Below are 16849 nucleotides of genomic sequence, written 5' to 3' on the forward strand. Positions count from 1 at the left end.
ACTATTTATACTGCACGCTGATAGCAGGTGTTTTTCCTACTGATGGTTTTTTTATGGCCTTCATGTTTTTACTGAATTCAGTATCTGTCTCTGTGAAGATCCTATGTGTTTGGATAAAGTGGGGGTATTATATTTAGTAAGAACAATTAACCCTTTATAAACAACCCTTATGAAAACAACACTGGCGATTGCCGCCTTCCTGTCAGCCAATATACTTGCGCTGACCAGCTGTACTAAAAGCTTACAGGACCCAAACGTAGCAAAAAGCAATGCCGTAAATGTAGCCGGAACCACCGGTAACCTGGGGATCCTTTCGCTGCTCTGGGATGGAGATGCTTCCCTGCCCAGCGCTAATGTTTGGAAGATCCTTAATTTTGAAGGTAGTGGCACCATCACCGCTGAAACCGATCCTGTATATGGCAAGGTTTGGAAGTTTTACAAACCTGCAGGCAGCCATCGTACAGAAGGTCATGGTGCGAAGAATTTCCAGGCCGCAGAAGGGGATGATATCTACATCGGCTGGCGTTCTAAACTGGATATCCCGCAAAACCAGAACACCAATGCGGTGTTTCAGTGGAAGGCATATGGCTCCGGTCAGCCGATGACACAGAACTACCCAATTGTACTCAGCACCACTACTAATGGTAACTTCCACCTCATGCATTTTGCGCCAGGCAAAATAGGAACGGAAGTATGGGTAGCTCCCTTGAGTCGCAATGCATGGAATGCGATGGTGCTGCGTATTAAAGTATCCCGGGATGGGGCCGTTGGATTTATTGAGTTTTGGTACAATGGTGTGAAACAAACATTGGTAAATGGTACGCAGCGTTATCCTGCGCGTACCCTCGATGCTGACTTTTGTGATCCTAAATTTGGGGTATATGGTGGCGATGCCGCAGAGATTACCAACTATGTTCAGGGCGCCAAAATTGCATCTACTTATGCAGAAGCTGCGCCCGGCGGTACCGGTCCTGCTTTGCAGGCGCAAGTCTTTCAGAACTGCAGTTATGGTGGCTGGTCTGCCTCCTTTGCTATTGGCAATTACAACACCGCTGCCATCGTGGCTAGCGGTGGTGTGAACAACGATGCTTCTTCCTTGAAAGTTCCTGCCGGCCTTAAAGTAACGCTGTTTGATGGCGATAATTTCACAGGTGATTCTCTTGTGCTGACTGCTGACGGCAGCTGCCTGAAGAATAATAATTTCAATGATAAGGTATCTTCTTTTAAAGTAAGTGCGAACTGATGTTAATGGATCGTGAGGCATTTTCCTATGGGAGAATGTCTCGCGATTTTATCTGACGTTGTGGAATGTGCTTTTTAAAGTAAGGATACCTATCGATCGAAAATAATATTACCGCTGATATATTGCAGTGGCAAATGCTATTTTGCAATAACTGAATTGTTGAGACTGTAGTTCTTTTATAATATCCTCTCACGTAATATTTCTTATTAAAAACCTAAAAACCCACACATGAAAAAAGTAGCACCAAAGAAAATGCGACTCTCTACCATCAGAATCGCCACACTGAGCCACACAAAGCAAGGGCAAATTAAAGTAACCGGAACATCCACCCCTTGTACAATTCTTGATCACACCTATTGTGGATGTCCTCCATCTGCAATTTGTTAATGGCCTTTGCAAATTCAAACGACAGCCCCGGCGAAATAGCGATCTTTTCTTTCCGTTTGTGATGACAGTCTATAGGAGATAGCTATATTCACGGGGCTTTTTTATTTTTCAGGCTGTTAAGTTACAGGACCTTGTTAACCCGGAAGCTTCTATACAAAAGTATTTTCAATACTTTATATTTGCAGGAACACATGAGCCCACTATGGCAGACTTCCTCCAATTCATAAACGATTTTTCACCACTTGACGAAGCGGCTACTGACGGGTTATTCCGGGGATTAAAAACGAGAACTTTAAAGAAAGGGGATCATCTACTCAGAAGCGGTACAATTTGTAGCCACCTTTTTTTTGTGAATGAAGGGCTTACAGAAATGTATTCAGAAAACAAACCACAGCGGTATTATCCGGAGTGTAAGCTTACGAATGCCCTTTTTTGATAAACACTAATAGCCTCCTCCAATAGGGAGCCCTGATGCTTTTTGCGGAGGGGAAGAGGGTGTAATTATAATTGCATTATCGTTCGTGATAGTTGCCTTAATAAGGCAACATAAAAATATAATCGGAACCCGACAAAAAAAAGAAAACCCGCGACTAGCGCGGGTTTTTAAAATTTCTTGCGGACAAGACGGGACTCGAACCCGCGACCTCCGCCGTGACAGGGCGGCATTCTAACCAACTGAACTACTTATCCTTAATACTGGCGGGCCTTTCAGCCGATCTGTATCCCCCGTTTGGGATTGCAAATGTAGCAACATTATTCTCAATCATCCAAATAAATTTTAATTTTTTTTAAAATTTGTTTGTCTACACCTTAACATCGGAGCAGCTACTAACCGCAGCTGTAAAGGCGATGGTGTTTTCATAACAATTCTCTGTAGGGAGAATAATACACTTCACTATTGCTATAATAGTGATGCATAGCTTTTACCGCAAGCCGCCAGCATCGCAGTTGGATCTTCTATACTATTTTCTTCGACGCATCTGCAATTGTAGAACATCATTTAGGCATAGCAGGTCCCGGAATATTAAAGAAAAACATTTTCCGCAAGTAAGGGCAGTCAGCCCTTTTACAGCTGCTTTTATCTGCTATTTTGATCTTGTGGGATACCATTTTTAGGCGGTAAATTTTGATATATTTGAACTATTCTACATATTGCAGGGGCGTTTGAAAACTGACCCGTAAAAATCCTCCGTTCAATGAATAATACCGGATTTATCAGCCTGGGAATCATTATTGCAAATTTCTATTTTTCGTACAAAGGATTTAAAAACCGTGTATTTTTTGACAAGTATGCTTTTGTAGTAGAAAGAATACTGCTGTTCAAAGAATACTGGCGCCTGATTACTTCCGGGTTTCTGCATGTAAGCTGGAAGCATCTCCTTTTCAATATGATTTCCCTGGCGGGTTTTAGCTGGCTGCTGGAAGAAGACCTGGGCAGCCTGAAGTTCCTGATTATTTACTTTGGAAGTTTGATTGGTGGGGACCTGTTATCCTTATTCATTCATCGTAATAATGGCGACTATAGTTCTGTAGGGGCTTCCGGGGCTATTTGCGGGGTGATCTTCGCTTCTATCGCCTTGTATCCGGGGATGAGTGTAAGTTTTTTTGGACTGTTTCCTATAGCTGGCTGGCTCTATGGTATATTGTATGTCCTGTATGCCATTTATGGTATTAAGTCGCGCAACGATAACATAGGTCATGATGCCCACTTAGGGGGCGCATTGATGGGTATGACGATTGCGCTTGTGCTGGAGCCGCAGGCAATGTGGGCTAACTTTGCCACCATTATTGCCATTACCGTACCGGCAGTGTTTTTCATGTACGTGATTATCACCAAGCCGCATGTGTTGCTGGTAGATAATTTCTTCTATAAACAGCATCATATATTCGCAGACATAGACGATAAGTACCGCTTTGACCGGGCCAGCCGGCAGCGGGAACTGGATGCCATCCTGGATAAGATCCATAAAAAAGGCATGCATAGTCTGACGAAAGCAGAGAAGGAAAAATTAGAACGGTACTCTCAACAGATCAACTAGCAAAAAAAAAGCCACCGGCCTTTACCTCTTCCTGATCAAACAAATACCCGCATCGGTATCTGGAATAATCGTGGTTAAGGTAAAAGCCGGTGGCGTGTTACATTAATTTCTGTATACCCTTACATAATCTACTTCCATAGATGCGTTGTTAAACGCCGGATCAATAGTACCACCGAAATGTCCGCCCATGGCGAAGTTCAGGATCACAAAAAAATCATGGTTGAAAGGAAGGTTCCCCGAATTGGCAAAAGAATAAAACAACTGATCATCTACATAAAACCGGAGCTGCGTAGGGGACCAGTCCAGTGTATATTTATGGAAGGCAGTGGTTTCATTTTGTATCATCACATAGCCGCCGTCTGCGTTGCCGCCTGCATGGTTAGGATGATGCACCGTACCGTATATTTTATTAGGTTCGTTACCTTTATGCTCCATAATATCTATTTCACCACAAGCCGGCCAGCCGGCAGTGGCAATGTTACTGCCCAGCATCCAGATGGCAGGCCAGGTGCCGCCGCCCACTGGTAGTTTGGCGCTCACATCTATCCTACCGTATTTGAAAGCAAATTTGTCTTTTGTGAGCATACGGGCAGATGTATAGGCGCTGCCGGAATAGTTCTCCTTAATGGCGGTGATTTTCAGGATGCCATTGGCCACACTTACGTTCTGTGTACGGTTGGTATAATACTGTGATTCAGCATTACCCCAGCCGTTATCGCCGATCCCGATGTCGTATCCCCATTTGGTAGGATCGGGTGGGCCATCAGTATTGAATTCATCCGACCAGATCAGCGCCGGCGATATGGTAACCGTAATGTTGGTTGATTGACTAACTGTGAGTCCGGTGGCGCTTTTAGCCGTTACTTTCACGGTGTAGCTTTGTTGTCCGCTACCGGTATAGGTATAATTAATGATGCCATTGGCCACGGTTTTATACACCCCATTTCCAAAATCATAATCATAGCTGACCGCATTTTCTGCGCTGGCAGTAAAGGCTACAGATCCACTGTTGTCCGCATTTACCACCGCATTCAGCACCAGGTTGGCAGGAGCTGTTTGAACCGGCTGGCCTTTCTCATTTTTTCCGCAGCTGGCAGTACTGATCAGTAGTGCCAGCATCATTCCTGTGATATATTTCATACGCTATTGAATTGCTACGATTTTTACATACCACGCACCTGGATCCTGCAGGCAGCGTAGACTCATCTGTGTATCTGTTCTTTCGAGTACCTGGTATTTATGTACACCTTTATACATGCCCAGATGACCTTTATTGGAAAAGGTGATGTATTCTGTTTTGGTAGCTTTGTCACCGTCATAGCCAAAGGTTTCCGTATAGGCGCCGGCGGTAGGTCCTGTCAAGGTATAGTCACCAGCTCCGGTAAGAGATGGATCAAAGTCTTTCAGGTACTCTTTGGAACCAAAAAGATCATTATGGGTTTCATGAGTAAATACATTACCGGTTGCGGTAAAAGTATATACATCATCATAAATACCAAGACCAGCTTTTTCATTAGGACCGGCTGCCCACCAGGCAGGCCAAAGGGTATTGGCATCAGAAACGCCGAAGTGACCCGGAGTATCTTTATCTACTCTCCATTTTTTAGTGCCGTTGTTGGTCAGCATGGTCACAAAAGAAGGATCAGGTTCATACTCCCGGTACACGGAAATTTCCTGGGAGTAAGTACTGGAGCTGCCCGCTTTTCCGAAGGCTGTTATTGTTACCGTTAGTTTTTTAATACCGGTATGTGAGTATTGATAGGAGAATTGGTTAACGGTAGATGTCACCGGCTTTTTTCCATCTCCAAAATCAACGCGGTAATTGATGGCCCCCGCAGCCGTAATGCTTACTGCAATATTGCCTTTACCGTTGCCATTCGGATGAGTGGCATCCTGTCCGGCAATAGCAATGGTTACATCGGGTTTGGCGGGTGGCGTGGTGTCTCCGAGTGAATATTCATCTTTTTTACAGCTGCTCATTACAACCAGGGCAGCTAATAAAAGCCGGGTGAATAGTTTTACATGTATTGTCATAATCGTGGTGTTCAGCGTGAGTGAATAAAGTATTAATACCCTGGATTTTGTGGTAATTTAGACACCTCTACCTCTGTTTGTGGTATGGGGAATAATTCATTTTTACCACTTTTGAAACCAACAATCACAGTGGCAGCTTTTCCTGTTCTCACAAGGTCAAAAAAGCGGTCACCTTCCATCGCCAGTTCCAGTCTGCGTTCCTTCCAGATAGCCTCTGTGAGCTGTGCGCCGGTCAGGGTAATATCATGCAGATTATCATTGAAAGCACGACGCCGAACTTTGTTCAGATAGGTTTGTGCTTTGGCATCATTGGGGGTGGTAGAACGGTTGTTGGCTTCTGCTGCCATCAGCAATACCTCTGCGTAGCGGATAGTCCTGAAATTATTTAAGTAGTTAATTTCTATCTGGCCGGAAGTTTCTCCTTTTCTGGGCAGGTATTTCTGGTTATATAAACCGGTGTTTTTATACGGGGCCACGTTGTAGGTGATACCGTATTCCGGGTGGGCAGTTTTATAGGCTTCAATGTCCAGCACGGTCACTGCTTTGCGCTGGTCTCCCACAGCATATGCATTCGAGAGGTCTTGTGTAGGAAGATTGGTACTCCATCCCGGTGCGTAAGGGCTGCTGCCATTTATGCCGCGTATGCCACATTGCTGTACGGAATAGTTTCCCTGGCCACGTGTAGCGGCGCCCCAGTTGTAGTAAGGTGATGTATTGGAGTATTGAATTTCGAAAACGGACTCCGGACCATTTTCACCTGATTGCAGAAAAATATCGCCAAAATTAGTGGCGAGGGTAAAAGGACCGGTAACCACATTTTCCAATATCGCCGCCGCTTCATTAAACTTATTTTCATAAAGAAATACCTTTCCCAGCAGGGCCTGTGCCGCATATTTGGTGATACGCCCCGCTTGCGGCTGCGTAGGTGGCAACGCAGCTATGGCATTGTTAAGGTCAGTTTCTATTTGTTTATACACATCCGCCCTGGGTGATCTTTGCAGTGTTCTGGAATCTACCAGCGTTAATCTCCGGTCAGCAAACAGTGGTACATCTCCAAAAAACTTTACGAGGGTAAAATAATAGTATGCCCGCAGAAAATAGGTTTCTCCATACAACGCATCTTTACCTGGGAAATTAATGGCAACACCCCCTGGATTTTTATCTTTAAACTGTGTCATGTAATTCACCCGGTTAATACCTTCATAAGCGGCAGACCAGATCTCCAGCAGGTAACTATTATTGGTGGTAATCGTATAATCATCCATCTGTTGTAAGCCGAGTACATCAGAGGCACTTTCGCCACCGCTTACTGAATTGTCAGACGCGATGTCGCCAATAGGTACGGCCTGATTCAGCCATTGAATGGGCGAATAAGTACTCACCGCCATGGTCCTGTAGTCGCTTTCGCTTTTCAGGTAATCCATATCGGTCATCTCAAAACTATCACTTGGTTTATAGTCTACCCATTTTTTGCAGGAAGTAACTGTTACGGTGAAAAGTAGTATGCCTGCTATTTTCAGTATGTTTTTCATTTGTCGTCTTTTTACGTTGAATACTACAGTTTGAAATCAATGCCTACCGACCATGTTCTCGCTTGTGGATAAGCGCCTCTGTCCACACCGGTATTCAGAATTCCTCCGGCGATTTCAGGATCGAAGCCGGAATAACGGGTAAAAGTGTATGCATTTTTTACCTGTGCATAAATGTGTACCTGTTTAAAGCCGGCCCTGTTGAGCAGGTGATTGGGGAGGGTATATCCCAGCTGAATATTTTTCAGTTTTACATAAGAGCCATCTTCCACATACCTGTCTGATACCCGTGCATTATTGTTGTCATCTGTAAAAGAATAACGGGGATGACGGGCATCATTGGTGGTACCGGGGCCGGTCCACCTGTCCAGTATATCCCGGAATTTGTTTGTGTAGTTGGCGTTTCTTTCATACGCTCTGTAGATGTCATTTCCTACAGATGCATAGGCAAATACGGTGAAGTCAAAGTTCTTGTAGTTAAGGCCCAGGTTCCATCCCAGCGTGAATTTTGGGAAAGGGTTACCAATATCTGTTTTATCCTTGTCGTTAATGACACCATCTCCGTTAGTGTCCACAAACCGGATATCACCGGGTCTTGCACCGTTTTGTAAAGGTGCTTTGCTGATTTCTTCGGCAGATTGGAATAAACCGGCTGTTTTAAATCCGTAGTAATAGCCAGGTGCTTTTCCTGTTTCAAAGGCGGTTACATTTTGTGACTGTCCGTTGAAGTAGTTGCCACCATACAATACAAAACTATTATCTGAGTTGGTACCGGTTACTTCATTTTTGCTGGCGGTAAAGGTAAGGTTGTTGCGGAGCGTGAACTGTTGTCCCAGTTTTTCTGTGTAGCCAATTGTCAGATCCACGCCAGCACTCCTGGTGGAACCAATATTTGCATCCGGTACTTTCGCTGTTCCGAGATAGGCAGATACAATAGGTTTGAACAATAAACCTTTTACATCTTTCCGGAAATAATCTGCATTAACCGTGAATTTATTTTCGAAGAAAACGATATCAAAGCCAATATTTGACTGCACTTGTTTTTCCCAGTTCAAGGCCGGGTTGGCGTAAGAACCAATGGTAGATCCGGGAACGAAAGTGCCACCAAAAGTATAGCCGTTATTGTTACCATCATCGTAATTGGGCCCGCCCACTACTACCTTAGGGAATGCAGGTCTCGTATTTTCGTTACCCAGCGTACCATAGCTTCCCCTGATTTTCAGGTAACTGATGAAGTTGGAATGGAAGAAATTTTCACTGGAGGCAATCCAGCCTAATGAACCGGAGAGGAAAGTGGCGAATTTATTATTGATACCAAAAGCATAGGAACCATCTCTTCTCATAGTGAAGGAAGCGAGGTATTTATCCTGGTAATCGTAGTTGATCCGGCCAAAATAGGAGATGTTTTTCCTGAAGTCTGCATATTTGCTGGCCGTTTGTCCATTGGTATTGGCGGGAATATCCCCTTTTGCATTGTGTATCTGTTGTGGGACGCCATTGATGATCGTGTCACGGTAGTAAGGAATGGCGGTAGTGTTGATCCCGGTGGCCGCATTATAATCTGCAAACTCCCAGGAGTTGAAAGGCACGTCCTGCCTGGTTACCGTCATACCATTACTGGTTCCTTTGGCAAAGGAAATTCCCAATACCGCATCGAAGTGATGATCTGTTTTTATATTGAAGTGATAGTTGGCGAATGTTTCTGATGTAAAGCCGGCGGCACTGTTTTTAAATTCACTAACACTGTTATGGGTATAGCCGGCAACGAGTCCCATTTCATTGATGGTAGGTATCGCTGAACCATCCGGCCGCATAGTGTTTTCCACATTATTGGGACCATAGAATACCAGCGGGGTAAAGTTTTTGCCTGTTTGATCGTAGTTGGTATAACCGAAACGACTGGTGACTTTCAGATTTTTCAGGATGTCGTATTGCACTTCTACTTTACCAAACAACTTGTTTCCATTGGAGGTATTGTAGGTATTTTCCAGTTTGGTGAGTGGGTTAAATATTTCAGATAGCAGCAGATCGCTGTAACCATACTTGCTCACGGCATTTCCCACTCCTGTATTATATACTGGCACGGTAGGATCAAAGTTCAGGGCGCTGCCTATAATAGAATTAAAAGAGTTTTCCTGGATTCCTTTATTCCTGATATTGGTGAAACTGGTATTAATAATTATTTTCAGTTTGGAGGTCACGTCTGCACTGAGATTGGCGGTACCGGTGGCCCGGTTGAAATTGGATTTGCTGCCGCCGCCCACTATACCATCCTGTCCCAGGTAGGAACCGGACACAAAGTAGTTGATCCGGTCGCTGCCACCCCGGGCACTGGCGTTATAACTCTGCAATGGTGCACGATGATATATTTCCTTTTGCCAGTCGGTACCGGCTCCCAGTTTTGTAATATCCGGGAAGATGATATTGCCGCCGGCAGCGGTGCTTCCTTCATTGATAATGCCGGCGTATTCGGTAGCATTTAGCACCCCGATGGTTTTCAATACTTCCTGTACACCGTAATTGGCGCCTATGGTCAATTCCGGCCGCTGATCCTTTCTGCCGCTGCGGGTGGTCACTACTATCACTCCATTGCCTCCTTTCACGCCATAGATAGCGGAAGTGGCCGCATCTTTCAATACATTCACTGATTCAATATCGGCTGGATTCAGAGCATTGAGATCGTCTACCGTTTGAGGTACACCATCTATTACTATAATAGGATCTGTACCGCTAAAAGAAGGGATGCCCCTCACCAGTACGGTAGGCTTGGATCCCGGTGAGCCATTTTGTATCACTGTTACACCGGAAGCTCTTCCCTGCAGGGCTTCTTCTGCTCTTACCGGCCGCAGTGCGGCGATATCTGCTCCTTTTACAGTGGAAATAGCACCGGATATATGTGTTATTTTCTGGGTACCATATCCTACTACCACTACTTCTCCCAGTTCTTTATCTGATTGCTGCAGGCGTACTGTGATGAGATCACCTGAAACGGCGGCAGTTTGTGTGGCATAGCCAATAGCATTGATCGTCAGTTGCTTTTCTTCCGGGGTCACGGAAATTTTAAAGACACCGTTTGCATCGGCAGCAACAGCTGTCCTGGAAATTTTAGCGGCTACGGAAGCACCAGGTACCGGAGCGCCTGTTTCATCCGTGACTTTACCGGTAACTGTTTTGTTTTGCGCCCACGAAGGAGCCGTAAGCAATAACAGTATAGGAACAAAAATGCTTTGTAAGATTCGTTTCATACGTGAATTTTTTGTTGACAAATTTTCATACGGAGCCCTTTACCAACATTGGTTGCTGGCAGGAACGTGAAATGCGATAAGTTTAATTTTAATCCTGGGTTGCTGTAACTGGCCAGTTTAGCAGCCGTTGTAATATTTTAATCTTGAAAAAATGGTTGACTGATTTCAGTTGACTAAGTACTATTTTTATGCTGTTTTGATTACGCTAAAATTACGCCTTCCACAAATGAGCACCTATTTTCTGACTACATCTATATTGCATCAGATTTAGGTAAATGATTGATTATTAATAAATTTAAACTACATCATTACTACATCAACCGACGTAATCCCTATTTTTTATGAAAAGTTTGTGGCTGTTTTTACTATTTGCTGTTGCTTCCCTGTCTGCCCCTGGACAAAACACCATCGGCTTGCCTCAGATCATCAATTACAGTAAAAGTGATTTCCAGGCAGGCACCCAAACCTGGGATATTAAGCAGGATAGCCGGGGGATGATGTACTTTGCTAACAACGAAGGGATGCTCACTTATGATGGTAGTCACTGGAAAGCATACCCGCTTCCCAACAGGACCATTGTTCGAGTACTTGCCATAGACAGTGCTGACCGTGTTTACGCTGGGGGACAGGGCGAAATCGGTTATTTCGCCCCGGGGCCCAATGGTAATCTGACCTATACTTCGCTGAGGGACAAGGTGCCGGCATCCGAAAATAAATTTGCAGACATCTGGAGAATAGAGATTTATAAGGAAGCAGTATTCTTTCAGTCTTCCGACCGGATTTTCGAGTACCGGAATAATGCTATAAAAGTATATCCCAATGAATGGCAATATCTTAAACAGGCAGGCAATAAACTCTATGCACAGGATAAGCGTAGCGGATTACTGGTATTTAAAAACCAGGAATGGATCCCGCTGAATATCGGGCAGCCATTTGACAACGTGCTGATCTCCGGTATTGTAGCAATAGGAACAGATAGTTTGCTGATCAATACACAGATGAACGGCATGCTGTTGCTCCGGCATGATTCCATTATTAAAAAGTATCCTCCTTTTCTTACTGGCAGCAATGTGAATTGCGCTGCCCGGATCAATGCCACGGAGCTGGTCGCCGGCACCTCCTCGGAGGGTTGTGTGGTGCTCAACTTCAACGGACAGATCGTTCAAAAGATTTCCCGTACCGAAGGACTACAGAATAATGATGTGATCAGCGTGTTCCTGGATAAGAATAAAAATCTTTGGGCGGGATTAAATAATGGCATCAGTTTCATTGCTTACAATGCAGCCATTAAATATATAGCACCCAGCAAGAGCAATGAGCTGTCTGGTTACTCTACCCGCATTTTTAATAATGAATTATATATCGCTACTTCTGATGGCGCCTGGTATGTGCCTTTACCTGATGCCACCGGTGACCTCAGTTTCGCCAAAGGTGATTTTACCCGCGTAAAAAACAGTAAAGCGGAAGTGTGGCGGATGGATGAAGTGAATAATCAAATCCTGCTGGGACAACATGTGGGCAGTGCGGTGTTGCAGGATCATAGCAGTGTGTCCTTGTCTGGTGCTGCAGGTACCTGGTTGTTTAAGCCTGTTACGGCTGTTTTTCCGGCTAATAATATATTGGTAGGGACTTATACCGGTATCAGGATGCTGGAGTACAATGGAAGCCGGTTTGCCGATAAAGGAAAGCTGGCAGGAGTAGATGAATCCCTGCGATTCCTGGAAATAGACAACGACAACAACATCTGGGCTTCACATCCCTATCGCGGCATTTATAAATTGAAGGTGTCCGCAGATGGTAAAAGCATTTCTTCACAACTATTTACAGACAGTGCGGGCTTGCCTTCTGCCCTGAGTAATTATGTATTTAAAATAAAGAACCGGGTTGTTTTTGCTACTGGCAAAGGAGTATATGAGTTTGATCCGGCTACCAACCGGTTTATCCCATCGGCATTTCTGGCGCCGGTGTTGGGCAGCATGGAAATACGCTATATGAATGAAGATGCTGATGGTAACATCTGGATTTGCAGCGGAAAATCAATAGGCGTAATAAATTTCCATCAGCCTTCGGGCGACAGGCCTTACACGATTACCTGGATACCGGAATTGAATGGCAAAATATTACTGGGCTTTGAAAATATCTATCCTTTCAATAAAGAGAATATTTTCATTGGATCGGAGAAAGGGACCATCCACCTGAACTTTGAAAAATACAGTACCAACAAGCAGGAGGTAAGCGTATTACTGGGGCAGGTAAAAGCTTTTGGCAAATCAGACAGCATCATTTTTGGTGGCTATTTCCACCAGCGAACCCCATCAGGTTATCTGCAGCAGGAACAGGAAATTGTTTCCCTGCCCAAGAGCTATAACTCTTTTCATTTCGAATACAGCTCTCCGGCCTATGGTCTGCAAAATACCATTGAGTATAGTTATCAGCTGGAAGGATACGATAACCGCTGGTCTGCCTGGTCACAAAAATCAGAGAAAGACTATACCAACCTGCCGGATGGAAAATATATTTTTAAAATAAAGGCACACGATAACCTCGGTCATGAATCAGAAATCGTGACCTACAGTTTTGTGGTGAAACCAGCCTGGTATAAAACGGTTTGGGCTTACCTGTTTTATGTGGTCCTTTTCGTGGCCCTGCTTTATTTGCTGAACCGCTGGCAGGACAGAACCCTGCGTATACAGCAACGCCGGTTTGATGAAGAGCAACAGCGACTCAAATACATTCATCAGCTGGAGCTGGAAAAAAATGAAAAGGAAATCATCAAACTACAAAATGAAAAGCTGGCCAACGAAATACATTTCAAAAATAATGCGCTGGCCGATGCATCTATGCACCTGGTAGAAAGAGGGGATGCACTGGCGAAATTGAAAGATATCCTGGGAGGGATATACAAGAAGAACGGCAATAACCCGGAAATAAAAAACGCGTTATTGCTATTGAATGATGTAGAGAAAAATAATGATAACTGGGATCAGTTTGCCGCTCATTTTGATGCGATCAATAATGATTTCTTAAAGAACCTGAAAAGTAAGTTCCCTGCTTTAACCAATACTGATCTGAAGTTATGTGCCTACCTTCAATTAAAACTATCTTCCAAGGAAATTGCCCAGTTAATGGCGATATCTGTGCGCGGTGTGGAAATTAAACGTTATCGTTTAAGAAAGAAGTTAAACCTGCCTACAGAGCAGTCTATGACCGATTTTCTAAATGAAATATAAAACGTATACCTGGCACTATGAAATTTCATCATCCAGTTGGCGAATCATTTTTTCCTGTTCTTCGGGCGTCTTCGCCTGATTTAAGAAGGAGCGAAACTTATTCAGTAAGGCTATTTCTTCCTCATTAAAGCCATCCAGGAGGTCAGATAAGGCATGCCAGGACACCTGATCCATTACCTCATCGCCGGTAGGGATATAATGGGTAGTTTGATGCGTGATGGTACTCAGTCCTGTTAACGCGGGATCATCTGTGGGCTCCGATTTTTCCATGGAGGGTTCTGCCTCCCCGTATAAAGAGTAACGGAAACGAAAATCGATGGCGATGCCCAGCGGTAATGTAGTGTCATTCAACGTAGCATTCAACAATTGAATCAGTTGTAAACATTCTTCCCATGCAGCCGGGTCAATAGGCACAGATTCATCTGCCCATTCATAGGGGAGCGCCCCATAGTCACTGAAAATAAAAGTAACCGGTTTGTAGTAGCTATCTTTCCGGATCTTTTGCTCACCTATCCTGTAGATGTTGAGCGTTGGATGATAGGTATAGATCACCGGCTGTCGTCCATGCCAGTGGCTATGAGGCGCAATGATCGCCAAACCATTCAATGTCAGTTTATCCTGTGCCAGATGATATAACATATCCCGGAGTTGCGTGATCCCCGGAATATTTCCGCCATCCCTGGAAGGAACCATCCCGTAAAAGTGGGTTATCCTGTCTAAAGCATTAGATGCTTCCACGGTGATTTTACCGGAAAACAGCAGCGCTGCATAAGCGCCATCTTCAAATAGAGACTGCAGTTCACTTCCACGCAGCATTTTTGCTGTGGATGCCAGGGATGTCATAATAATCTGTTTGAAATGATCTGGAAATCGGTGAATTACTTGTTGATGGAATGACGGGTATGTCCATCACAATGCCATGCTTTGCACATCGCATTTGCAAAAAATTCTGCCTGGAGCCGGGCAATGATCTTTTTAGCAATATCGGGTGGTAGTTGTTTGAAATCTGCCAGCGCTAGCTGAGAAATCTGGTAGTTAATCATAGTGATGGTTTGTGAGGTTAGATATTGAAATTAAAAATCTGCTTAGATCATGGTCTGAATAAAAATAAGGATAAAATGGAGGATGCGGAATATAGATTTTTGATACATGTAATAGATGTTTAATGTTATGTTTCGATACCGCGCGACATCAGTTAGGTCAAAGAAATAAGCAGTGTATAACGTTGTTGCATATACGTAAAAGTGATGCCTGTTTTGCTGTCTGCTTGAAAAAGGTTTCATTTACTATAGTCAGGGAAACGAATTATTTTAGCAGTAGTACTAAAAGGCCATTCATACGACTCCCTGCCAGGAAAGAATAAAGCTATTCCTCAGGTTAACTAACACATACACAAGATGATTTATATGCAGAAACCGGGCGTGGTGATGGGGCTGCTCCTGTTGCTGGCCGTTACTGCCGTTAAGGCACAGCAGGTAGGAATGACCCAACGGAACTTTGCAGACCCCATCCGGCAGAACTGGGCAGGCACGGGCCCACGTATTATGCGGACGGTGATCTGGTATCCGTCTGCAGGGGAAGGACAAACAGCCGTTATCGATAAACCCGGACAGTTTGCCGCGCCGGTAACAGTGGTAAAAGATGGTGCCTTTACCATCTCCCCAAAAAAATATCCGCTGATCATGGTATCCCATGGTGCCAATGGCAACACCATGCAAATGGCCTGGCTGGGATATTACCTGGCAGCACATGGTTATGTGGTAGCAGCAGTAGAACATAGCGGTACACCGGCAGAAGAACGGAATTTTCAGTCACCCACTATTTCCGAATCCTGTATATGGGAGCTGCCCCGGGATATCAGCGCAGTCCTCAGCCAGATAGAAATGGATCCCTTCCTGGGCAAAAACATCGATAGCAGCCGCATTGGCGTTGCCGGGTTTTCACTGGGTGGCGCAGTAGCCATCTGGACAGCCGGCGCGGTATTAAGTATGCAGGGACTTAGTAAGGATACCTTTATCCCGGAGGAATTAAGGGCCAATATCAATAAAATGAAAGTCCTGCAAACCACAGACCCTATGATGAAGGCCTCAAAGGAGCACGCGGAGGATAATTTTAAAGATGACAGAATTAAAGCCGTTTTTGCCCTGGCTCCGGCCATCGTCAGAGGGTTTCCGGCAGAAACATTGGGTAAAATAACCGTACCGGTACGCATTGTGGTGGGCGACGCCGATCTCGTTACACCGGCTGACGTCAACGCCGCCGTATATGCGAAAGATATTAAAGGTGCAAAACTGACCGTGCTGCCCGGGGAAGCAGGACATTTCATCCGTAATAATCATGTGGCGGAACAGGTGAAAATATTACAACAGGTCAGCCAGCTGGCGGAAACGTTTTTTGGACAGGCGCTGTTAAGCCATTGACGTATCCGCCCAAATTTTATTACTTTAGCAGGAATACCACCAACCGTATACATAATTATTCCAGTAGCCTGCTAACTATAATGCACGATAGTATCTATATTGACAAAGCATTGTTTCAACGCATCTCGGAGGGCGATGAAGAAGCGTTTGGTGTATTATTCAATACCTCCCTGCAAACGTTGGAGCCATTTATCCAGAGAATGGTGAAGTCGCCCGAAAACGCCAAAGAAGTGATACAGGCCACTTTTCTACGGGTATGGCTTAGCCGCGATAAGCTCCCGGATATTGAACAACCTAAAGCCTGGTTGTATAAGGTAGCTGCCAACGAATGTTATACGTATCTCCGGAAAGAAGCCACGGAATACCGTTTACGCGAAGCTGTAATGGTGGCTGATAATGAAACGGACACCCCCACACGGCAACTGACCCTGAAAGAACTGCATATACTGATTGAAGAAGCGGTACTGTTATTATCCCCGCAGCGGCGGCGTATCTTCCGCATGAGTCGCAACCAGGGCATGAAGATTCCTGAAATAGCCACTGAGCTGGATCTTTCTCCTCATTCTGTAAAAAATGCGCTGGTCTTTTCTTTAAAAGCTATCAGGGAACACCTGCACCGTTACGGACATACCATCCCCCTCGTTTATTTAATATTTATCAGCAAGTAAATTTTTTTTTCAGCAGATAGGTCCTTTATCTCCTCAGCTCATTCTTATGAATGG

Annotated in this window: 11 protein-coding genes and 1 tRNA gene; 5 read left to right on the forward strand and 7 right to left on the reverse strand. The window is 44.6% G+C overall.

Features of this window, described 5'->3' with window-relative positions:
• Positions 1-169: 169 nt before the first annotated feature.
• A complete protein-coding gene (locus AB4Z08_RS11780) occupies positions 170-1243 on the forward strand; it encodes a heparin lyase I family protein (RefSeq protein ID WP_441573929.1) in 1074 nt (357 codons plus the stop codon).
• A gap of 1003 nt (positions 1244-2246) precedes the next feature.
• Here the strand turns inward: AB4Z08_RS11780 and AB4Z08_RS11785 are convergent.
• A tRNA-Asp gene (locus tag AB4Z08_RS11785) sits at positions 2247-2320 on the reverse strand.
• A 506-nt stretch (positions 2321-2826) separates the two neighbouring features.
• Here AB4Z08_RS11785 and AB4Z08_RS11790 point away from each other — a divergent pair.
• The gene (locus AB4Z08_RS11790; protein ID WP_441573930.1) at positions 2827-3669 is read left to right on the forward strand and encodes a rhomboid family intramembrane serine protease; all 843 of its coding nucleotides are present in this window, start codon (positions 2827-2829) and stop codon (positions 3667-3669) included.
• 102 nt (positions 3670-3771) lie between these two features.
• Here the strand turns inward: AB4Z08_RS11790 and AB4Z08_RS11795 are convergent, their stop codons facing one another.
• Genes AB4Z08_RS11795 through AB4Z08_RS11810 form a run of 4 tightly spaced genes read right to left on the reverse strand, consistent with a single transcriptional unit; the run spans position 3772 to position 10477 of the window.
• A complete protein-coding gene (locus tag AB4Z08_RS11795; RefSeq protein ID WP_441573931.1) occupies positions 3772-4809 on the reverse strand; it encodes a family 16 glycosylhydrolase in 1038 nt (345 codons plus the stop codon).
• A gap of 3 nt (positions 4810-4812) precedes the next feature.
• A complete protein-coding gene (locus AB4Z08_RS11800) occupies positions 4813-5703 on the reverse strand; it encodes a PKD domain-containing protein (RefSeq protein ID WP_441573932.1) in 891 nt (296 codons plus the stop codon).
• Between the two features lie 32 nt (positions 5704-5735).
• Complete coding sequence (locus AB4Z08_RS11805; protein ID WP_441573933.1) at positions 5736-7235, reverse strand: RagB/SusD family nutrient uptake outer membrane protein; 1500 nt, start codon at positions 7233-7235, stop codon at positions 5736-5738.
• 23 nt (positions 7236-7258) lie between these two features.
• Complete coding sequence (locus AB4Z08_RS11810; protein ID WP_441573934.1) at positions 7259-10477, reverse strand: SusC/RagA family TonB-linked outer membrane protein; 3219 nt, start codon at positions 10475-10477, stop codon at positions 7259-7261.
• Between the two features lie 341 nt (positions 10478-10818).
• Between AB4Z08_RS11810 and AB4Z08_RS11815 the strand changes: the two genes are divergently transcribed.
• The gene (locus tag AB4Z08_RS11815; protein ID WP_441573935.1) at positions 10819-13707 is read left to right on the forward strand and encodes a triple tyrosine motif-containing protein; all 2889 of its coding nucleotides are present in this window, start codon (positions 10819-10821) and stop codon (positions 13705-13707) included.
• Positions 13708-13722: 15 nt separating this feature from the next.
• Here AB4Z08_RS11815 and AB4Z08_RS11820 read toward each other — a convergent pair whose 3' ends face one another.
• The gene (locus AB4Z08_RS11820) at positions 13723-14550 is read right to left on the reverse strand and encodes a hypothetical protein (protein ID WP_441573936.1); all 828 of its coding nucleotides are present in this window, start codon (positions 14548-14550) and stop codon (positions 13723-13725) included.
• 35 nt (positions 14551-14585) lie between these two features.
• Positions 14586-14750, reverse strand: coding sequence for a hypothetical protein (locus AB4Z08_RS11825; protein WP_441573937.1), 165 nt, complete (start codon positions 14748-14750; stop codon positions 14586-14588).
• A gap of 363 nt (positions 14751-15113) precedes the next feature.
• Between AB4Z08_RS11825 and AB4Z08_RS11830 the strand changes: the two genes are divergently transcribed.
• A complete protein-coding gene (locus AB4Z08_RS11830) occupies positions 15114-16127 on the forward strand; it encodes an alpha/beta hydrolase family protein (RefSeq protein ID WP_441573938.1) in 1014 nt (337 codons plus the stop codon).
• A gap of 80 nt (positions 16128-16207) precedes the next feature.
• A complete protein-coding gene (locus tag AB4Z08_RS11835) occupies positions 16208-16795 on the forward strand; it encodes an RNA polymerase sigma factor (protein ID WP_441573939.1) in 588 nt (195 codons plus the stop codon).
• Positions 16796-16849 lie beyond the last annotated feature (54 nt).

It is taken from the genome of Chitinophaga sp. RAB17, from assembly GCF_052114225.1.
Lineage (GTDB): Bacteria > Bacteroidota > Bacteroidia > Chitinophagales > Chitinophagaceae > Chitinophaga.

Bases quoted from the DNA above. Each gene is read 5' to 3' on its own strand.
- AB4Z08_RS11780 (WP_441573929.1), top strand. From the start codon at position 170: ATGAAAACAACACTGGCGATTGCCGCCTTCCTGTCAGCCAATATACTT.
- AB4Z08_RS11795 (WP_441573931.1), bottom strand. From the start codon at position 4,809: ATGAAATATATCACAGGAATGATGCTGGCACTACTGATCAGTACTGCC.
- AB4Z08_RS11830 (WP_441573938.1), top strand. From the start codon at position 15,114: ATGCAGAAACCGGGCGTGGTGATGGGGCTGCTCCTGTTGCTGGCCGTT.
- AB4Z08_RS11800 (WP_441573932.1), bottom strand. From the start codon at position 5,703: ATGACAATACATGTAAAACTATTCACCCGGCTTTTATTAGCTGCCCTG.
- AB4Z08_RS11790 (WP_441573930.1), top strand. From the start codon at position 2,827: ATGAATAATACCGGATTTATCAGCCTGGGAATCATTATTGCAAATTTC.
- AB4Z08_RS11820 (WP_441573936.1), bottom strand. From the start codon at position 14,550: ATGACATCCCTGGCATCCACAGCAAAAATGCTGCGTGGAAGTGAACTG.
- AB4Z08_RS11825 (WP_441573937.1), bottom strand. From the start codon at position 14,750: ATGATTAACTACCAGATTTCTCAGCTAGCGCTGGCAGATTTCAAACAA.
- AB4Z08_RS11835 (WP_441573939.1), top strand. From the start codon at position 16,208: ATGCACGATAGTATCTATATTGACAAAGCATTGTTTCAACGCATCTCG.
- AB4Z08_RS11810 (WP_441573934.1), bottom strand. From the start codon at position 10,477: ATGAAACGAATCTTACAAAGCATTTTTGTTCCTATACTGTTATTGCTT.
- AB4Z08_RS11805 (WP_441573933.1), bottom strand. From the start codon at position 7,235: ATGAAAAACATACTGAAAATAGCAGGCATACTACTTTTCACCGTAACA.
- AB4Z08_RS11815 (WP_441573935.1), top strand. From the start codon at position 10,819: ATGAAAAGTTTGTGGCTGTTTTTACTATTTGCTGTTGCTTCCCTGTCT.